This window comes from Bradyrhizobium jicamae, from assembly GCF_018130215.1.
Lineage (GTDB): Bacteria > Pseudomonadota > Alphaproteobacteria > Rhizobiales > Xanthobacteraceae > Bradyrhizobium > Bradyrhizobium jicamae_A.
Window position 1 is genome coordinate 20,155 of record NZ_JAFCKQ010000065.1, and the last position, 16,293, is coordinate 36,447.

General features: G+C 65.2%; 13 protein-coding genes. 5 read left to right on the forward strand and 8 right to left on the reverse strand.

Going from position 1 to position 16,293, the window contains the following annotated elements:
• The first annotated feature begins 229 nt into the window (after nt 1-229).
• On the forward strand, nt 230-1,999 hold the full coding sequence (locus JQ586_RS36960) for an ATP-binding protein (protein WP_283815521.1): 1,770 nt from the start codon (nt 230-232) through the stop codon (nt 1,997-1,999).
• Between the two features lie 15 nt (nt 2,000-2,014).
• Here JQ586_RS36960 and JQ586_RS36965 read toward each other — a convergent pair whose 3' ends face one another.
• Entirely contained in the window at nt 2,015-2,728 is a 714-nt protein-coding gene (locus tag JQ586_RS36965; protein WP_212399573.1) for a TetR/AcrR family transcriptional regulator, read from the reverse strand.
• A gap of 153 nt (nt 2,729-2,881) precedes the next feature.
• Between JQ586_RS36965 and JQ586_RS36970 the strand changes: the two genes are divergently transcribed.
• Together JQ586_RS36970 and JQ586_RS36975 are read left to right on the forward strand one after the other, a co-directional pair.
• Nucleotides 2,882-4,081: an HlyD family secretion protein gene (locus tag JQ586_RS36970; protein WP_212399574.1), complete on the forward strand. Its 1,200-nt coding sequence runs from the start codon at nt 2,882-2,884 to the stop codon at nt 4,079-4,081.
• Between the two features lie 24 nt (nt 4,082-4,105).
• Nucleotides 4,106-5,716, forward strand: a complete 1,611-nt coding sequence (locus tag JQ586_RS36975) for a DHA2 family efflux MFS transporter permease subunit (RefSeq protein ID WP_409334575.1) — start codon at nt 4,106-4,108, stop codon at nt 5,714-5,716.
• A gap of 33 nt (nt 5,717-5,749) precedes the next feature.
• On the opposite strand, the gene JQ586_RS36980 is transcribed toward JQ586_RS36975, so the two are convergent.
• Nucleotides 5,750-7,393, reverse strand: a complete 1,644-nt coding sequence (locus JQ586_RS36980; protein ID WP_212399575.1) for an AMP-binding protein — start codon at nt 7,391-7,393, stop codon at nt 5,750-5,752.
• A 323-nt stretch (nt 7,394-7,716) separates the two neighbouring features.
• The gene (locus JQ586_RS36985; RefSeq protein WP_212399576.1) at nt 7,717-8,211 is read right to left on the reverse strand and encodes a MarR family winged helix-turn-helix transcriptional regulator; all 495 of its coding nucleotides are present in this window, start codon (nt 8,209-8,211) and stop codon (nt 7,717-7,719) included.
• A gap of 276 nt (nt 8,212-8,487) precedes the next feature.
• On the opposite strand from JQ586_RS36985, the gene JQ586_RS36990 reads away from it, so the two are divergent.
• A complete protein-coding gene (locus tag JQ586_RS36990; RefSeq protein WP_212399577.1) occupies nt 8,488-9,651 on the forward strand; it encodes an ABC transporter substrate-binding protein in 1,164 nt (387 codons plus the stop codon).
• Nucleotides 9,652-9,672: 21 nt separating this feature from the next.
• Nucleotides 9,673-10,125, forward strand: coding sequence for a cupin domain-containing protein (locus tag JQ586_RS36995; protein WP_026192554.1), 453 nt, complete (start codon nt 9,673-9,675; stop codon nt 10,123-10,125).
• A 14-nt stretch (nt 10,126-10,139) separates the two neighbouring features.
• On the opposite strand, the gene JQ586_RS37000 is transcribed toward JQ586_RS36995, so the two are convergent.
• The 5 genes from JQ586_RS37000 to JQ586_RS37020 all read right to left on the reverse strand — a co-directional run bounded on the left by JQ586_RS37000 (nt 10,140) and on the right by JQ586_RS37020 (nt 15,863).
• Nucleotides 10,140-11,381 carry a flavin-dependent oxidoreductase gene (locus tag JQ586_RS37000; RefSeq protein ID WP_212399578.1) on the reverse strand — a complete coding sequence of 414 codons (1,242 nt, stop codon included), beginning with the start codon at nt 11,379-11,381 and terminating at the stop codon, nt 10,140-10,142.
• A 145-nt stretch (nt 11,382-11,526) separates the two neighbouring features.
• Nucleotides 11,527-11,922 (reverse strand): RidA family protein, encoded by a 396-nt coding sequence (locus tag JQ586_RS37005; RefSeq protein WP_212399579.1) that lies wholly within the window; start codon nt 11,920-11,922, stop codon nt 11,527-11,529.
• A 1-nt stretch (nt 11,923) separates the two neighbouring features.
• Nucleotides 11,924-12,763: an enoyl-CoA hydratase family protein gene (locus JQ586_RS37010; protein ID WP_212399580.1), complete on the reverse strand. Its 840-nt coding sequence runs from the start codon at nt 12,761-12,763 to the stop codon at nt 11,924-11,926.
• A gap of 11 nt (nt 12,764-12,774) precedes the next feature.
• Nucleotides 12,775-13,554 (reverse strand): SDR family NAD(P)-dependent oxidoreductase, encoded by a 780-nt coding sequence (locus tag JQ586_RS37015; RefSeq protein ID WP_212399581.1) that lies wholly within the window; start codon nt 13,552-13,554, stop codon nt 12,775-12,777.
• Nucleotides 13,551-15,863, reverse strand: a complete 2,313-nt coding sequence (locus JQ586_RS37020) for a bifunctional salicylyl-CoA 5-hydroxylase/oxidoreductase (protein WP_212399582.1) — start codon at nt 15,861-15,863, stop codon at nt 13,551-13,553. Before JQ586_RS37020 ends, JQ586_RS37015 begins: the two co-directional genes overlap by 4 nt.
• Nucleotides 15,864-16,293: the final 430 nt, after the last annotated feature.

Genomic DNA, 16,293 nt, shown 5'->3' on the forward strand with positions numbered 1-16,293 from the left:
TTTTGCGTGCATCCCAGGGGTCATCGGGTCACGGCGCCTTGCCAAACATGGCCGGAACTGGCGCCGCGGCGGCGCGTTGCCCCAGCGCAAGTCGCGGCTGATGCCCACGCAAATGTGGTGGTCAGCCCCGGCCCGATCAGCAGCCGGCCTGTGGACGCCCAGACATCCCCGGGAGTTTTTGGGGTACCAAACGACAGCCGTTGCGCTCTACCGAGACGCATGCGACATCTTGGCCGCGGTTCCGCACTTTCCGTCACCGGACCTTGCCCTTGCTAGGGAGGAATACCTGCACACCCCGTCACCGCCCGCACCCGACTTCAAGGCGTTGTTCGAGGCAGCTCCCGGCCTCTATCTGGTCCTGACGCCCGACTTTCGCATCGTGGCGGTGAGCGATGCGTATCTGCGCGCGACCATGACCGAACGGGCGGCGATCCTCGGCCGCGCGCTGTTCGAAATATTCCCCGACAATCCGGACGATCCCTCTGCAGATGGGGTGCGCAATCTGAGGGCTTCGCTCGAGCGCGTGGTCCAGTTCCGGCGCGCCGACACGATGGCGGTGCAGAAGTACGACATCCGCAAGCCCGAAGCGGAAGGCGGCGGCTACGAGGAGCGGTTCTGGAGCCCGCGCAACTCGCCGGTATCAGGGCCTGGCGGGCAGCTTGCCTACATCATCCACCGGGTCGAGGACGTCACCGAGTTCATCCAGCTGAAGCAGCGCGGCGCCGAGCAGGACAAGCTGACCGACCGGCTGCGCGAGCGCACCGAGCAGATGGAAGCCGAGATCTTCATGCGCGCCCGCGAGGTCGAGCAAGCAAGGGAGCAGCTCGAAGCCGAACAGAAGCTGCGCCAGGTGCAGAAGATGGAAGCGGTCGGCCACCTGACCGGCGGCATTGCGCATGACTTCAACAACATCCTGACCGTGATCACCGGGCTGATCGACATCCTCGCCGACGCGGTGGCACACGACGCCAGCCTGTCCTCGGTCACCAACATGATCAGCGATGCCGCCGCACGCGGCGCCGAGGTCACCAAGCACCTGCTCGCCTTCTCGCGGCAACAGCCGCTGCAACCGCGCGAGGCCAACCTCAACACGCTGGTGCAGGACACCGCGCGGCTGCTGCGCCCCTCGCTTGGCGAGCAGATCGAGATCGAGACCTCGCTCGAGCCCGACGCGTGGCCGGCCTTCATCGATCCCAACCACCTGTCGACTGCCCTGCTCAACCTCGCCGTCAACGCGCGCGACGCGATGCCCGAGGGCGGCAAGCTGATGCTGGAGACCGGCAACGTCGTGCTCGACGAGACCTATGCCGCGACCAATGTCGATGCGCGGCCGGGCGAATATGTCATGGTCGCGGTCAGCGACACCGGCACCGGGATTCCCGAGGCGATCAGAGAAAAAGTGTTCGAGCCATTCTTCACCACCAAGGATACCGGGAAGGGAACCGGCCTCGGGCTCAGCATGGTCTACGGCTTCGTCAAGCAGTCCAACGGCCACCTCAAGATCTACTCCGAGGAGGGCCACGGCACCTCGATCAAGCTCTATCTGCCGCGCAGCAGCGGCGACGTCGTCGACGTCGAGCCGCCCGCTCCCGCCGACACGCGGGGCGGCAACGAGTCCATCCTGGTGGTCGAGGACGACCCTCTCGTCCGCAACTATGTCAGCGCCCAGCTCGCGCAGCTCGGCTACCGCACGATGATCACCGCCAACGGCCCCGAAGCATTGGCCGCGGTCGACAACGGATTCGTCTGCGACGTGCTGTTCACCGACGTCATCATGTCCGGCGGCATGAACGGCCGGCAGGTCGCGGATGCGGTGCTTGCCAGGCTGCCTTCGGTCCGCGTGCTCTTCACCTCGGGCTACACCGAAGACGCGATCCTCCATCACGGCCGCCTCGACCCCGGCGTGACGCTGCTGCCAAAGCCCTATCGCAAGGCCGAGCTGGCGCGGATGATCCGGCAGGTCCTGGCCCAGCCGACCGCGTCGGTGGACACCAAGTGAGACACTGCTCCGTCGTCAGGCCTCTCCACTCGGCGTGGTCTGGCCGGGACGTACCGCGCTTCCCGACAGGAAGAGCGCCGCGCAGGCCTTGGCGCGCGCCTTGATCTCCTCCGGCGACAGTGCGGGCCTGTGCCCGTACATGACGTCGCGCTGCGGCTGGAAGACGAGCATGCCGAGCAGCATGCCGGCAGCGCCATGGGCGTCTTCGAGCGCGATCCGCCCCCGCCTCTGCTGCACGCCCAGCCAGGCCGCCAGCGCGCCAACGGTGCGCTGCATCGCGTTGGCGTAGAACATCTCGGCGATGTCAGGAAATTTGTCGCTCTCGGCCAGGATCATGCGCTGTAGCGCGATGACCTCGGCATCAAGGATCAGTTCGCCACAGGTCAGGAGCGCGGCCTCCAGCGCGGCAGCGATGTCGCGACCGTCGCACGCGCCGAGATTCACCACGGAGATGAACCGGTCCATCCGATCGGTCACGGTGGCTTCGAATAGCGCGAGCTTGGTCGGGATCAGCCGGTACAGCGTCTTGGTCGAAACCCCGGCGCTGGCTGCCACGTCGGACATGCTGGTCACGGCGAAGCCGCGCACCGCGAATTCATGGCGCGCAGCCTCATAGATCAGAGCCCGCGTCTCGTCGTCGGAGCGAAGCTGCGGCCGTCCGCGGCCACGCCGCTCCGGTGCTGGCGCCAGCGCGCCCGCCTCCGTCTGCTCTTTGCCTTTCAGGTTCATCTGAGAGCCATGCTTTTGAATGATGCCTGTCATTCCATTGACAGACCCAATATGGGCGCTATTTTGGAAAACATCAAGTTTCCTAATTCGCAAACAACATCCACGTGGAATTAGCGAGACTTACCAAAGAGATAGAACGCCAGGAGCGCCGCCATGAGCCAGCATGAAACCTCATTCAAGGCCGAGAGCCAGGTTCCGGCCGAGACCGCCAAGCAGTTGATCGCCAAGGCCGAAACAGCCGTCCCGCCTGTGGCCCCCGCCAGCGCGAAGGGCAAGTTGCGCCGCCTGCTGCTGGCCGGCGCTGCCGCTGTCGTCCTTGCAGGTGCGGGCTGGTACGGCTGGGACTACTGGACCGTCGGCCGCTTCGAGGTGTCCACCGACGACGCCTATGTCAAGGCCGACAACACCACGATCGCGCCCAAGGTTTCCGGCTATCTCACCGACGTGCTGGTGGGCGACAACGAGCAGGTGCATGCCGGCCAGGTGCTGGCGCGGATCGACGATCGCGACTACACGGTGGCGCTCGACCAGGCCAAGGCCGATGTCCAGGCCGCTGACGCCGCGATTGCGAGCAAGCGTGCCCAGCTCGAAGTGCAAAAGTCCGTGATCGATGCGGCCCGCGCAACGCTCGAGGTCGACACCGCGACGCAAACCTTCGCCGAGCAGGAGAACAAGCGCTACACCGATCTCGCCGGCACAGGTTACGGCAGCGTGCAGAACGCGCAACAGGCGCAGTCGCGCTATGCCAGCGCGCAGGCCGCGATCGCACGCGATACCGCAAACCTCGCTTCCGCGCTGCGCCAGGTGGAACTGCTCAAGGCCGAGATCGCCCAGGCGGTCGCCGCCTCCGAGCGGGCGTCGGCACTGCAGCACCAGGCGGAGCTCAACCTTGGCTACACCACGATCACTGCGCCGATCGACGGCGTCGTCGGCAATCGCACGCTGCGCACCGGCCAGTTCGTCCAGGCCGGCACGCAATTGATGTCGCTGGTGCCGGCCACCGGCGCGTATGTGATCGCGAACTACAAGGAGACGCAACTCACCAATGTCCGCAAGGGCCAGCCGGTCGATATCGAGGTCGACATGTTCCCCGGACGGGTGGTTCGCGGCCATGTCGACAGCCTCGCGCCCGCGAGCGGCCAGGAATTCGCGTTGCTGCCGCCCGACAACGCGACCGGCAACTTCACCAAGGTGGTGCAGCGCATCCCGGTGAAGATTCTGCTCGACGCAACTCAAGTCGAGCTGCGCCCCGGCATGTCCGTGATCCCGACCATCGCGACGCCGGCGCATCCCGCCGAGGAAGCTCCGCACGCCAAGGCCGCTCCGAAACTCGCTGTCGCCTCGTTCAAATAGCCGATGTCATAAACAGGTGATGTCATGTCCGATCTCGCGCTCTCCTCCCCCGCCGCTGCGCCCCGCGCGGCGGCCGCAGTGGACCCCAACCGCGCCAGCATGACCGTCTGGATCTCGATCCTGGCGGCCATGATCGGCGCCTTCATGGCGATTCTGAACATCCAGATCACCAACGCCTCGCTTCTCAACATCGAGGGCGGCATCGGCACCGGGGTCGATAACGGCTCCTGGATCTCGACGTCCTATCTGATCGGCGAGATCGTGGTGATCCCGCTCACCGACTACCTCAGCCGGGTCTTCTCCTTCCGCAAGATCATGATCGGCCACGCCACGCTGTTCGCGATCTTCTCGGTCGCCTGTGCCTTCACCCATGATCTGCCGTCGATGATCGCGATGCGCGGCCTGCAGGGCTATTTCGGCGGCGTGCTGATCCCGATGGCCTTCACGCTCGTGTTCACCAGGTTGCCGAAGCCGCAGCAGCCGATCGGGCTCGCGATGTTCGCGCTCGCCGTGACTTTCGCGCCGGCGATCGGCCCGACCATCGGCGGTTACCTCACCGAGAACTATGGCTGGCAGACCATCTTCTTCGTCAACGTGGTTCCGACTGCCGTGATGGTCGTCACGCTCTACTTCACGCTCGAGCGCCAGCCGATGCAGCTTCATCTGCTCCGCGAGGGCGACTGGCTCGGCATCGTGACGATGGCGATCGGCCTGTCCTCGCTGCAGGCAGTTCTCGAGGAAGGCAACAAGGACGACTGGTTCGGCTCGCCGTTCATCGTCAAGCTCGCGGTGATCGCCGCAGTCAGCCTGACCCTGTTCATCTGGATCGAGCTCGTGGTCGAGAAGCCGCTGCTCCGGCTGCGGCTGCTGGCGCAGCGCAGCTTCGGCTTCGGCACGATCTCGGCCGTGTTCGTCGGCTTCGCGCTGTTCGGCTCGGTCTATCTGCTGCCTGCCTATCTCGGCCAGGTGCAGCGCTACAATGCCGAGCAGATCGGCCAGGTCCTGGCCTGGACCGGCTTGCCGCAACTCATCCTGATCCCGCTGGTACCGAAGCTGATGCAGCGCTTCGATGCCCGCTTCATCGCCTTCACGGGGATGTCGCTGTTCGCGGTGTCATCGTTCATGAATATCGAGATGTCGCTCGACTATTCCGGAGACCAGTTCTTCGTCCCGAACATCGTGCGCGCCATCGGCCAGGCCATCATGCTGGCGCCGCTGTCCGCAGTCAGCCTTGGCAGCGTGGCACCAGAGGATGCGCCCGCCGCCTCCGGCATCTCCAACATGATGCGCAACCTCGGCGGCGCCATCGGCACCGCGCTGCTCTCGACCATCGTCACCAAGCGCGAGCAGTTCCACTCCAACATCATCGGTCAGTCCGTTCACCTCGGCCGGGAGGAGGTGCGCAGCAGGATCGCTGACATCACCGGCTACTTCCTCAGCCACGGTATCTCGGACCCGGCGACCGCCCAGCATCAGGCAATCGTGGCGCTCGGCAATATCGTGAAGCGTCAGGCCCTGGTGCTCGGCTTCAGCGACGCCTTCGCCGTGATTGGCGGCGTGCTGGTGCTGGCCGCAATCGCGATCGTGCTGACGGGCAAGCCGAAGAGCGCCGCGGGCGGCGCCGGCGCGCACTGACGACCAGGGCGGCGGCAGCTGAATGCCGCCGCCTCAGCTCGCTTCCCGGAGCTTGAAGCGCTGGATCTTCCCGGTCTGGGTCTTCGGCAGCGCCTCCACGAAGGAAATGGCGCGGGGATATTTGTAGGGCGCGATCGTCGCCTTGACGTAGTCCTGCAGCAGCTTGACTTCGCCATCATCGTTGCGCGCGCCCTGCTTCAGCACGACGAAGGCCGACACGATCTGTCCGCGCTCCGTGTCGGGCGCGCCGATCACGGCGCATTCGGCTACGTCGGGATGCCCGAGCAGCGCCGCCTCGACCTCGGGACCGGCGATGTTGTAGCCCGCCGAGATGATCATGTCGTCGGCCCGCGCGACAAAAGACAGCCGGCCGTTCTCGTCGCTGACGAAGGCATCGCCAGTAACGTTCCAGCCGTCACGGACATAATTGGTTTGCCTGGCGTCGGCGAGATAGCGGCAGCCGGTCGGGCCGCGGACCGCGAGCTTGCCGACCGTCCCCGGCGGCAACTCGTTCATGTCTTCATCGACGACCTTGGCTTCATAACCGGTGACGGGGTTGCCGGTCGTACCGCCGACGGCGCTGCCGGCGCGGTTGGTGATGAAGATGTGCAGCAATTCGGTGCTTCCGATGCCATCGAGAATCGGCTTGCCGGTTTTCCTGGTCCAGTTCTCGAATACCGGTGCCGGCAGCGTCTCGCCGGCCGAGACCGCAAGTCGCAGCGACGACAGATCGGCGCCCTTGTCCATCGCCGCCATCATTGCGCGATAGGCGGTCGGCGCGGTGAAGCAGATCGTCGCCTTGTAGGTCTCGATGATCCTGATCATCTCGCTCGGCGCAGCGTTCTCCAGCAGCGTCGCAGTCGCCCCGAACCGCAGCGGGAAGATTGCGAGCCCGCCAAGACCGAAGGTGAAAGCGAGCGGCGGCGAGCCGACGAATACATCATCCGGCGTCACCTTCAGCACTTCCCTTGCGTAACCGTCGGCCACGATCAGGAGATCACGGTGGAAATGCATCGTCGCCTTCGGCTCGCCCGTCGTGCCCGAGGTGAAGCCGAGCAGCGCAACATCGTCACGGCCGGTCTTCACCGCCGCGAACTTCACCGGCTTGTTCAGCGCGATGCGATCGAGCTCGGCGTCATGGTTCTGCGTGCCGTCGAAATTGACCACCTGCCTGAGGAATTTGCTGGTCTTGGCGCAGGCGACCAGTTCGTCCGCAATGCGGCTGTCGGTCAGCGCCAGCGCGATCTCGGCCTTGTCGACGATCTTGGCCAGTTCGCCCGCGCGCAGCATCGGCATGGTGTTGACGACGACGGCGCCTGCCTTGGTCGCGGCGAGCCAGGCCGCGACCAGCGCCGGATTGTTGCCGGAGCGGATCAGCACGCGATTGCCGGGCTTGACGCCGTAATTCTCCACCAGCGCATGCGCCAGGCGGTTCGACCAGTCGGCCAGTTCCTTGTAGGTGCGCTGCCGGCCATTGCCGATCAGCGCGATGTTGTCGCCCATCCCCTTCTCGACGATGCGGTCGGTGAGCTCGACCGCGGCGTTGAGATAGTCGGGATACTGGAATTCGGGACGGTCGAGCAGCAGCTTTGGCCATTGATCCGGCGGCGGCAGATTGCGCCGCGCGAAATCGTCGACATGCCCCGATGGGCCAAGCCCGGGAAATTCACCTGACATTCGATTGCCCTCGCTTTCGATTCAGAAAGGCCAAGACCAGCATCGAGAAGACCAAGATCGGGGACGCCCGGCAGCGTACCAACCTGGAAATCATTTTATACTTAAAATAATTTGGCGCAAGGGCGGAAATCAGAAAAACCCGGCGCCTGTCAGATCTGGGTGAGCTCTTTCAGCCGCCGCACCATCCGGCTCCGGCGCGATCGCGGTGAAGTGATTGGCGTCGACCACGACACCGAACCGCGTGGCCGGCCAACTGCGCCGGTCTTTCTGGCACCCGGGCGCGGTTGTCGTGCGCGACCTGGCAGTCGATGCCGGTCACGCCGTCACGTCGTTCTGGTCCTTGCGGCGCGCTGCGCCGAACCCTTGGTCTTGGCCAGCAGGCGCATCAGCTCGCGGATGTCCTTGGGCGAGAGGTCGCCGAAGATATCCGCGATCCATTTCTCATGCTCGATCGCCATCTTGCGGAATTCGGCGCGGCCGAGTTTGGTCAATCGGATGAACTGGACGCGGCGGTCGGTCTCCGAGGTGCGGCGGTCGATATGACCGGACTCGACCAGACGCTCGACGAGGCCGGTGACGTTGCCGTTGGAGACCATCATCCGTTTCGACAGATCCGACAGCGTCATGCCGTCGGACACCTTGTCGAGCTGGGCCATCAGGTCGAAGCGCGGCAGCGTGACGTCGAACCGTTCGCGCAGGCGGCCGCGCACCTCGCCTTCGATCAGGGTGGTGCAGGTCAACAGGCGGAGCCATAGCCTGAGCTCGGTGCCGTGGTCATCGGGGAGCTCGACGGCTTTGGTTTCGGAATCGAGGGTCATGCGACAATGGCGCCTTGGCTTTTCCGGGTCGGACCGGTTGTTTTGAGCTTCAAACAATTCGCGGCGCGCCGCAAGGAGAATTGCGAATCCCGGGCGATTTTGCCTGAGCAGCCGCGCAATTTCTTTAACCTTCAAGCAATTGGCGCGCGCCTTGCATGCAAGACGCTCCTTGCTCTGATGCGCTGCCACATCGCTTGCGGCGGTCGCGCTCGTCAGAATAAGCTGAGGCCAAGACTTTGAAAAAGGCATCATCGCAACCGAGGTCGGGGGAGCAACATGAAACAGCTGAAGTTTGCAATACTGGCGACCGTGCTCGGGGTCGTGATCTCTCCGGCCATCGCGCAGGAGAAGATCAAGATCGGCGTGATCGTGACGACCTCCGGCCCGGCCGCGGCGCTCGGCCAGCAGGTGCGTGACGGCTTTGCGCTCGCCGTCAAGGATCTCGGTGGCAAGATGGCCGGCCGCGACGTCGAGGTCATCAACGCCGACGACGAACTCAAGCCCGACGCCGCCGTCACCAAGGTGCGCGGGCTCCTGGAGCGCGACAAGGTCGACTTCGTGGTCGGCCCGATCTTCTCCAACATCCTGCTGGCGATCCACCGCCCGGTCACCGACAGCAAGACCTTCCTGATCAGCCCGAATGCCGGGCCCTCCAGCTATGCCGGCAAGGAGTGCAACCCGTTCTTCTACGTGACGTCGTACCAGAACGACCAGGTGCACGAGATCCTCGGCAAGGTCGCGCAGGATCGCGGTTACAAGCGCGTCTACCTGCTGGTGCCGAACTACCAGGCCGGGCGCGATTCCGTCGCGGGCTTCAAGCTCGACTACAAGGGCGAGATCGTCGAGGAATCCTACACGCCGCTGAACACGCTGGACTTCCAGCCCGAACTCTCCAAGATCGCCGCGCTGAAGCCGGATGCGCTGTTCACCTTCATGCCCGGCGGCATGGGCGTGAATCTCGTGAAGCAGTACAAGCAGGCCGGCGCGACCGTGCCGGTTCTCTCCGCCTTCACGGTCGATGAATCCACCCTGCCCGCGCAGCAGGACGCCGCGGTCGGCATGTTCGGCGGTGCGAACTGGGCGCCGAACCTCGACAATGCCGGGAGCAAGAAGTTCGTTGCCGAATACGAGGCGGCCTATAACGGCGTGCCCGGCACCTACGCGATGCAGGCCTATGACACGGCGATGCTGATCGACAGTGCGGTCAGGGCGGTGAAGGGCGACCTCTCCAACAAGGACGCTGTCGCAGCCGCGCTGAAGAAGGCCGACTTCACCTCGCTGCGCGGTAACTTCAAATTCAACACCAACGGCTATCCGATCCAGGACTTCTACCTCACCAAGGTGGCGAAGCGGCCGGACGGCAAGTTCCAGACCGAGATCGTGGAGAAGGTGTTTTCCAACTACGGCGACCGCTACGCCAAGGACTGTGCCGCCAAATAGATCGCAGGAGCAGACATGACCATGAAAGACGAGATCGCCGGAATCACCCGCGCCAACGAGGGCATCCAGGGCATTTCCTGGAGCATCCTCGGCCAGACCTATGTGCCGAAGAGCCGCACCGAGCATTCCTTCTCCTGGCACGCGACGTTCCCGCCGGGCACCTTCGTGCCGCCGCACATCCACCCCGACCAGGACGAGTATCTCTACATCCTCGAGGGCAAGCTGGATTTCATGCTGGACGGCGCCGATGAATCCGCCACGCCCGGCGACCTGGTTCGGCTGCCGATGGGCAAGCCGCACGGCATCTTCAACAAGTCGCAGCAGCCGGCCAAGACCCTGTTCTGGGTATCGCCGACCCGCAGGCTGTACGACCTGTTCTGGGCGATCCACAACATGAAGGAGCAGAACCCGGATGACGTGGTGCGGCTCGCCGCCGAGCACAACATCCACTTCCTGCCCCCGCCTCCGGCGTAACCAATCCGCCTCGGCTATTGCCGCGCCACCACGCGCGCGGCAAAGCCGGCCTTGGCGGCATAGCCGCGCACGATCGCCTCGCGCGCCTCGTAGTTCAGGATGGTGTCGACGTCGGTAAAGCCCTGCGGCGCGAGTTGCTCGACGGCGTCGATCACGCCCTCCGGCCCGCCGCGCCGATTTGAGGCGACGATGTCAGCGGTCATCGGCAACCTCTGCCGCTCATAGGCAACCAGCGCCTGGCGCGGATGCTCCGACCGCGCCAGCGCATCGGCAAGGCAGCGCGCATCGAGGATCGCCTGCGACGCGCCGTTCGAGCCGACCGGATACATCGGATGCGCGGCATCGCCGAGCAGCGTGACGCGGCCGCTCGACCAATAGGGCAGCGGATCGCGGTCGCAGCACGGATATTCCCAGAATTCCGGCGTCGCGCCGATCAGCCCGGCGAAGTCGACCTGCGGGATCGTGAAGCTCGTGACATAGGGCATCATCTCCTCGCGGCGGCCGAGATTGGACCAGCCTTCGCGGCGCGGCGGCGGCGAGGTGCCGTCGCCGATCCGCACCAGCACCGCCCAATTGGTCAGGCGGCTTGCCGGGCTTGATCCGGGCGCGATCGGATAGATCACGGCCTTCGCATTCAGCCCGCCGGCTATGATCATCGAGCGCCCGGTCAGGAACGCCGGCCAGTCGGTGGCGCCGCGCCACAGCATCAGGCCGTTCCAGCACGGGCCGCCCTCGTTCGGAAACAGCGTCTCGCGCACCTTGGAATGGATGCCGTCGGCGCCGATCAGGATGTCGCCGCGCGCGGTGTGGACATGGCAGCCGGCTCGATCGAAGAAATGGGCCGACACGCCGCCTTCGTCCTGCGTGAAGGAGCCGAGCCGGCAGCCGGTGTGGATCGCATCGGCGCCGAGGCGTTCGATCACCGCCTGATGGATCACGCCCTGGAGGCGGCCACGATGGATCGAGAATTGCGGCACCTCGTGGCCGGCATCCAGCCCACGCTTCTCATGCCAGACCTGCTGGCCATGGCGGGTCAGGTAGAACAGCTCATGGGTGCGGATCGCGACGTCGTCGAGCCTGTCGAGCAGGCCGAGCCCGGCCAGTTCGCGGATCGCGTGCGGCAGCGTATTGATGCCGACACCGAGCTCGCGGATGGTGTCCGACTGCTCGTAGAGCTCGCAACCGATGCCGCGCGCGCGCAGCATCAGAGCCGTGGTGAGGCCGCCGATTCCGCCTCCGACGACAATCGCCTTCATCGTCCTTACTCCACTACAACAGGACGTCTTGCACCTGTTCCTAGGGTCGCACGCCGGCTCGCCCGCCCGCAAGCCGCTTTGTCATCTCCGCTCCCGCTCCGGCCGCCATCTGCCCCTTAGGTTAATGGTCCGGTCGCCGGAATGATTAATCCGGCACCACCGCGATCGCCTGGATTTCCACCTTGGCGCGGTCCTCGATCAGGCCGGCCACCTGGACCGCGGTCATCGCCGGAAAGCGCCGGCCCATGGCGTCGCGGTAGACCGTGCCGATTTCCTTCAGCCGCGCCGAATATTCCTTGCGGTCGAGCAGGTACCAGGTCATCGACACGATGTGCTCGGGCCCGGCGCCACCGGCGGCGGCGACCGCGACGATGTTGCGCAGGGTCTGCCCGATCTGCGCCACGAGATCATCGCTCTCGAACACGCATTGCCCGTTCCAGCCGATCTGGCCGGCGATGAAGATCTGTTTGCCGCGCGCGGCGACGCCGTTGGCATAGCCGATCGGCTTGGCCCATCCGTCCGGTTGCAGGATCTCGCTCATCTCAATTGCCCTCGAAGGCTGGTTTCTGCTTGGCGGCGAACGCGTCGAAGGCGCGGCGGAAGTCGCCGGTGACCATGCAGATCGCCTGCGCCTGTGCTTCCGACTCGATCATCTCGTCGACGCCCATCGCCCACTCCTGGTTGAACATGGTTTTTGTCACGCCATGCGCGAACCAGGGACCATCAGCCAGCGAGCGCGCCAGATCGTGCGCGGCGCCGGCAAGTTCGGCCGCGGGCACGAGGCGATTGTGGAAGCCCCACGCGAGGCCTTCGTCGGCACTCATGGCGCGGCCGGTGTAGAGCAGGTCCGCAGCGCGGCCCTGCCCGATCACGCGCGGCAACAATCCGCAGGCTCCCATGTCGGCCCCGGCGAGGCCGACGCGGGTGAACAGGAACGCGGTCTTGGCCTGCGGCGTCGCCAGCCGAAGGTCGGATGCCAGCGCCAGCATCGCGCCGGCGCCGGCGCAGATGCCGTCGATCGCGGCAACGACGATCTGCGGGCATTTGCGCATCGCGCGCACCACCTCGCCGGTCATCCGGGTGAAGGCAAGCAGGTCCGGCATCGCCATCCGCGTCAGCGGCTCGATGATCTCGAACACGTCGCCGCCGGAGCAGAAATTGCCGTCGGCGCCCGTCAGCACGATCGTGCGGACGTCGGACGCATAGCGGAGATCGCTGAAGAGCTCGCGCAACTCCTCGTAGGACTCGAAGGTCAGCGGGTTCTTCTTGTCGGGTCGGTTCAGGGTGAGGGTCGCAACGCGACCATCGTCGTCGGTCGACCAGCGGAAGTGCTTTGCGGAATAATCCTTGAATGGACGGAGCTTTGCTTTCATCTCGGACATGACATGTTCCTTCACCCGGTAAAGACCTCGCCGCCGGCAACCGCGACGGCTTGTCCGTTGATCGACGATGCGCCCTCGGAAGCCAGCCAGAGGATGGCATCGGCTACCTCCTCCGGCGTCACCAGCCTCTGCATCGGATTGACTTTTGCCAGCACCGCGCGCGCCTCCTGCTCGCTGCGCCCGGTCTTGGCGACGATGTTGGCCGCGGCATCCGCCACCAGCGGCGTATCGGTGTAGCCCGGGCAGACCGCGTTCACCGTGACGCCGCGCCGGGCATATTCCAGCGCCAGCGAGCGGGTCAGGCCGACAACGCCATGCTTGGCGGCGACATAGGCCGAAACATAGGCATAGCCGGTGAGGCCGGCGGTCGAGGCGACATTGATCACGCGCCCGCGGCCGCGCTGCGCCATGGCGGGCAGCACGGCATGCGTCACCAGGAACACGCTGGAGAGGTTGCTCGCCAGCATGTCCGCCCACAGCGCCGCGCCGGTCTTGTCGAATGGCGCGCTTCCGGCCTTGCCGGCATTGTTGACGAGGATATCGATCGGCCCCGCCTTGGCCTCGATCTCCGCGACGCCTCTTGCGACCGCGGCCTCATCAGTCACGTCGATCGAGGCCACCACACCGGCGCGGTTGCCGAGCGATGCCGCGGTCTGCTTCAGCGCCTCGATCCGCCGCCCGGCAATGCTGACGCGTACGCCGGCCTTGGCCAGCGCGATCGCCGTTGCGGCCCCGATGCCGGTTCCCGCGCCGGTAACGAGTGCATGGGCGTTGGGCCAGAAGTGCATCATGACTTTGCTCCGGCAGCGCGCGCGAGATTGGCCTCGTATTGCGACTTGCCCGACAGATACTGCTTCGGCCAGGCGATCGATTTCACGCCGATCTTGGCCGCCTCATGCAGCGTCCAGGCGGGATCGGCGAGATGCGGCCGCGCGATGGCGCAGAGATCGGCGCGGCCGGCCGCGATGATCGAGTTGGCATGATCCGCCTCCGAGATCGCGCCGACCGCGATGGTGGCGATCCCGACCTCGTTGCGGATCTTGTCGGCGAACGGCGTCTGGTAGAGCCGGCCATAGACGGGATGGTCGTCGGCCCAGACCTGGCCCGACGAGCAGTCGATCAAATCGGCGCCGGCCGCCTTGAACAGCTTGGCGAAGGCGAGCGCGTCCTCGGGCGTGTTGCCGCCCTCGGCCCAGTCGTGACAGGACAGCCGCACCGACATCGGCTTGTCCTCGGGCCACACAGCGCGGACCGCACGGAACACCTCCAGCGGATAGCGCGCGCGGTTCTCGATCGAGCCGCCATACTCGTCGTCGCGGCGATTGGTCAGCGGCGACAGGAAGCTCGACAGCAGATAGCCGTGGGCGCAGTGCAGCTCGAGAATGTCGAAGCCGATCCCGGCGGCGCGCTTCGCCGCGGCGACGAACTGCTCGCGCACCTCGTCCATCTCGGCCCGCGTCATCGGCGCAGGCAGCTGGCCTTCAGGCAGATAGGGAACGGATGAGGCCGACACCAGCGGCCAGTTGCCATCGGGCAGCGGCTCGTCCATGCCCTCCCAGGCCACCCGGGTCGAGCCCTTGCGGCCGGCATGGCCGAGCTGGATGCCGATCCGCGCTTGCGAATTGCCATGCACGAAGTCGACGATGCGCTTGTAAGCCGTCGCCTGTTCGTCATTCCACAGCCCGCAGCAGCCGGGCGTGATCCGCGCCTCCGGCGAGACGCAGGTCATCTCGGTGAACATCAGTCCGGCGCCGCCGAGCGCGCGGGAGCCGAAATGCACCAGATGGAAGTCGCCCGGCACGCCCTCTTCCGCCGAATACATCGCCATCGGCGAGACGATGATCCGGTTGTGCAGCGACAGCCCGCGGATGCGGAACGGCGTCAGCATCGGCGGCGTGACGCGGTCGTTGGTGGCAGGTACGCCGTTACGCTCGGCGAACCAGCGCTCATAGCCCTCGAGCCACGCCCTGTCGCGCAGCCGCAAATTCTCGTGGCTGATGCGCTGCGAGCGGGTCAGCAGAGAATACATGAATTGCTCGGGCTCGAGCGTGTCGGCATAGCGCGAGCCGACCACCTCGAACCATTCCATCGCGTTGCGCGCCGCATTCTGGATCCGCGCCACGTCGACCCGGCGCAGCTCTTCATAGGCCGTCAGCACGGCGGGAATGGTCTCGCGCGCCGTGCCATGTTGCTTGAACTGGTTGGTCAGCTCGATCGCATCTTCCAGCGCGAGCTTTGTCCCCGAGCCGATCGCGAAATGCGCGGTGTGGGCAGCATCGCCCATCAGCACCACATGGCTGTTGCCGTTGAACGTGGTCCACTTGCCGCAGATCAGCCGCGGGAACGACAGCCAGGCCGAGCCGCGCAGATGCCGCGCGTTGGAGACCAGGTGATGACCCTCGAGGATCTCGGCGAACACGCTCTCGCAGAACGCGATCGAGCCGTCCTGGTCCATCTTGTCGAGGCCGTGGGCGAGGAACGCCTCCTCGGTGGTCTCGACGATGAAGGTCGAAGTCCCCTCCTCGAACTTGTAGATATGCGCCTGGAACCAGCCGTGCTCGGTCTTGCGGAAGTCGAAGGTGAAGGCGTCGAACTGGCGGTTGGTGCCCAGCCAGATGTAGCGGTTCGGCCGCATCAGCATGTCGGGCTGGAAGGCGTCGGCGTATTTGGTGCGGATCTTCGAATTGACGCCGTCGGCGGCGACGATCAGGTCGGCATCGGGGAAGTCGAGGTCGGAATTGACTTCGCGCTCGAAGATCAGCTCGACGCCGAGTTCCTCGGCGCGCGCCTGCAGGATGTTGAGCAGCCGCTTGCGTCCGATGCCGACGAAACCGTGGCCGGTGGTACGCATCCGCCGGCCCTTGATCAGGACCTCGATGTCGTCCCAGTGGTTGAACGCCTGCTCGATCGTGTCTGCGGTGACCGGATCCCATTTGCGCATGTTGTCCATGGTCGCATCGGAAAACACGACACCGAACCCGAACGTGTCATACGGCCGGTTGCGCTCGACCACGGAAATGACGTGCGCGGGATCCAGCATCTTCATCAGGATGCCGAAATAGAGCCCGGCCGGCCCGCCTCCAATGCAAACGATGCGCATGGCGCTCTCCCGTTGGCGTCGGCGGGGGACTTATCCAGAAGGCCGACAGCGGGGATAATATTTTATACTTAAAATAATTGTCAAGGGCGGTGTTGCCCGTTCCGGGCCGTCGTGCCTGCATACTTCTCGAGGGACAACATGGAGTTTTTGGCGCCCGACCCGCGACATATTCGGTGTCATCACCCGCGGGTGATCCAGCATTCCAGGGACAGCTGAGCTTGAAACCGACAGGCCGCGGCGTACTTGATCGCCCGGTCGAGCCGGGCGATGACAGCTGTGGTGAGGACGTAACTCTGCATTCTCGCGACATGAATCGTCCGAGTTTTGTCTTTTGTTCCGCCCACTCCTTGAAGAGAGGGCGCAGGGAAAGCCGGGTGCCGATCGCACCCATGGGCCCCGTGCAAGGTAGAAAGCACGGGGGTAGGACCAC